Source organism: Streptococcus sp. oral taxon 431 (assembly GCF_023115445.1).
In the GTDB taxonomy this organism is placed as follows: Bacteria; Bacillota; Bacilli; order Lactobacillales; family Streptococcaceae; genus Streptococcus.
Map to the genome: position 1 here is coordinate 102,228 of NZ_JALDUI010000005.1, position 3,551 is coordinate 105,778.

General features: G+C 34.8%; 1 protein-coding gene. It reads left to right on the plus strand.

Translation table 11 applies throughout. The features are described 5' to 3' along the window. The coding region (locus M1R56_RS04775; protein WP_248034785.1) for a leucine-rich repeat protein at nucleotides 1-3,551 on the plus strand (3,551 nt) is incomplete at both ends.

Here is a 3,551-nt window from a genome sequence, read left to right on the forward strand (position 1 = left end):
TTCTAGTTTGAAGGAAGTAGTATTACCAAGAACGTTAACGAAGATAGGCGATTATGCTTTTAGTGGGACACAGTTGACAAATATGTCGGTTCCTTCTAGTGTTAGGGAAATTGGCTCTTATGCCTTTAATAGTACGCCACTTGAGGTAATTAATTTACCTTATGGTTTGCAAGTAATCGGTAGTGGAGCTTTTCGAAACACCAAGCTTGAAACAATTGAGATCCCAGAAGGTGTGACTTATCTTGATGATTACACTTTAGCCAATATTCCAACACTGAAGTCTGTGTATCTTCCAAAAAGTTTGACAGCTTTCGTTCAGTCTTGGAATACACCTTCTGAAAGCGTAGAATACCATGTTTATCTGGATTCTTTTGCTTTAGAATATATGATTGAAAAACAACTTAACTTTAAACTTCGTGATGAAAATGTAGCAAATGATGACAGTAAAGTATTAGACAGCAGCAATTCCTATTATCTGACAACTACAACAGGTACTCGTCGACAAGGATATTTAGGTCTAGACTTAAAGTACGCTATAAAAAAAGATAAATCAAGTGATGATGGAAAGTATGTCCTTCACCTCAATATACCATCTAAAACGAAAGTTTTTGAAAATAAAATACGTGTAAATGGTCAAGATGTAACAGCAACAGTTTCTAATGGTTATCTTGATATTCCTGTTTCAGAAGAGATAGGTAAGATTAAGTTAATGCTGATGACAGAAAATAGAGAACTAACTAATGTTCGTTTATTTGCACAGCTTTCCTATCAAAAAGATAGAAAAAAAGTATCCGAAAATATTGGAGCTATCAATGTTAATATACCTGTCTTAACACTAACAGCTAATCAGGTAACATCAAGGAGTTACTCTCGTATTAGTGGAGTAGCTGACCCTAATGACAAGGTAATTGCTTATCTTGATGATATGGTTATTGGTCAAGTCAAGATCAAAAAAGATGGAAGTTATACCTTTGATATACCTCTGGTCACTCCTGTAGACAACAAAGAATATACAATCAAAGTGAAGGCTTTATCATCAGATGGTCGAGAAATCAGTGAGACAACAACAGTTCGCTATGAGAAAAATTATCCTGAGTTAGTGAACTTTATCATGCGTCATAATGGCTACACTTATAATTTGAAAGAGAACAAAGACAAAGTTCCAGTCATCAGTTTTAGACCTGGTGGACAATTTGATTTTGAGGTTGAATATACGAATACCAGTGGCAATGATAGTCTCTATCTTGTCAGTAGTCGCGAAGGTATTAATAAAGTTATCGAGTTAAAATGGGATGTCAAAAAAGAAAAATATGTATATACTGGCTATTTTGACCAAGAAAACACTAGTTATATTCCCGGTAAAATGTCTCTTTATCTTGAAAAAGGTGTTGCACCATCAGAAACTATATATAGTAGAGAGGTTCAAGATAATTTATCACAACGTACTGCGGGCAAAATTCTAAAAATAGATAGTGATGGGGATGGATATCCAGATATAGTTGATAAACACCCAAACGCCTGGGACGTAGGAGACCGGGATTTGGCAATTTTCTCATTATTAAGTTATAAATCAGAAAAAGAAATTAAAAAAATCTTCCTTGATAAGAGTTTTAATGACAAGGGCTTAAACATAGGAGGATTAGACCAGTCTTTATTTGAAAATTGGCGATTATTGGGTTCACCTGTCTTTTTACCAGGAGTTGCATACATTAATGTTTATAGATTTGTAAATGATAAGACAAAAGAAATTGTTTTAGCTATACGTGGTACAGATGAGGAGGTAAGAGAAGGTGGCGATAGAGGAATAGAAAAGCCTTTTTTAAGCCCAGAATGGATAGATAATTATCTTAAAATATGGGCTGGCGTATCTTTAGATAAAGACGTAATAAATACCTCTCTTAATTTGTTGTTGCCTAGCGGTAGTGATTATGATGTATCAATTGTTGGGCATTCTAGAGGCTCCTATCTTGCATATATTTTAGCAGCAAAAATGTTAACAAATAGATTAATAGCTCAGAATTATGAAATAATTGATAGTGTTATCGATCCGAAAAAATTAATTAGAGGAAATCTAAAAAATGTTGTTACTTTTAATGGTGTCGGACTTGCTGCAGAGAAAGAACAAATGCTTGCAGTGGTGAAGGGACTGATTGAAAGACTGATACAAAATGCAATAGGAGGAGGTATTTTAGGATCACCGTTGCAAAGAATAATAGACGATCTATCAGGCACGGATTTTCAGTCAGAAAAGGAACTAATTGAGTTATTACAATCCTCAGGTTTAACAAGGGCTTATAGTATAATAGGAGATCCGGTTAGTGATCCATTCCGTAATGGAATTGGAATTGGTGTACATCCTAATATAGTTTTGCCAAGATATGAAAAAAAGCAGCTTATTAATCCAGAGAATGGAGAATTAAGTGAGCATGATATTCATAATTTTTTATATTATTTATCACAAGGAGTTAGAAACTCGAAAAATCAATTTAGGGGAATTGGTGATTTAAAGTCAAACGAAGTCAATGAAAGAATTAGCAGTAGTGCACTCTCAGATTTTAAATTTGTGATAGACCCATCCGGTATTGTAATCAATGATGTTTCTAAGAATCCTATTACTGGTGCAATAACCACAATTTATTATCGAGGTGAAAATGGTGAAGAAGTGCTATGGGATGCAGGTGAGTATTCACAGTTTAATCCTTTGTTTACGACAGTTAATGGCGAGTATGCTTGGGATGTGCCAGAGGGATTCTGGAAAGTCAAGGTGAGTAAAGAGGGATATGAGTCTGCTGAGTCTGACTGGCTTCCAGTACCACCACCTCAGACAGAAGTACATTTCAACTTAAAACCATTGTCTTATAAGATCACTTATAAAGTTGGAGATGGCATATTAAAGGAAGATGTTCCAAGGAGTTACCAAACTGATGTAGATACGGAGTTGCCTTATCCTGTTCGTAAAGGATACGTTTTTACAGGATGGTATTTAGATGATAATTTCTCAGGTGAACCTTTCTTTAATACATTGTTCGATAAAGCAGGTGACAAGGTGCTTTATGCTAAGTGGGAAAAGGACACAAAAATTCTAAGTGATGATGATAACGTTGTTACGGTGACAGTTTCTGGAAATGATGTAAATGTGATTGGCAAGGTTGTTAAAAAGGAAGTTACTAATGCTGATATCTTGGAAAAGGTTGGGGATCATAATAACCTTCTTATGGAAATTCAAGCTTTAGATGATGATGGTAATGTAGTATCCTTATCTGAAGACGCTGAAATTGAACTAGCAGTGATTTCAGGTCAAAAACCTTATAAGGTGTTACATTATGTAAAAGATAAGTCGACTTTTGAGGAGGTACCATTTAATTGGAATGAAAAGGACAAAAACATTTCCTTAACCACGTCAACTTTAGGGGTTTATTTGATTCAAAATAAATTGACAGAAAAACAAATGACTTCTAAGGTTCGTCAAGAAATTCGAGTTCTTAAGACAGATAAGATTGAATATGTTGATGATTCAAGTCTCGATGCAGGCAAAGTTCGAGAAGTTGCAG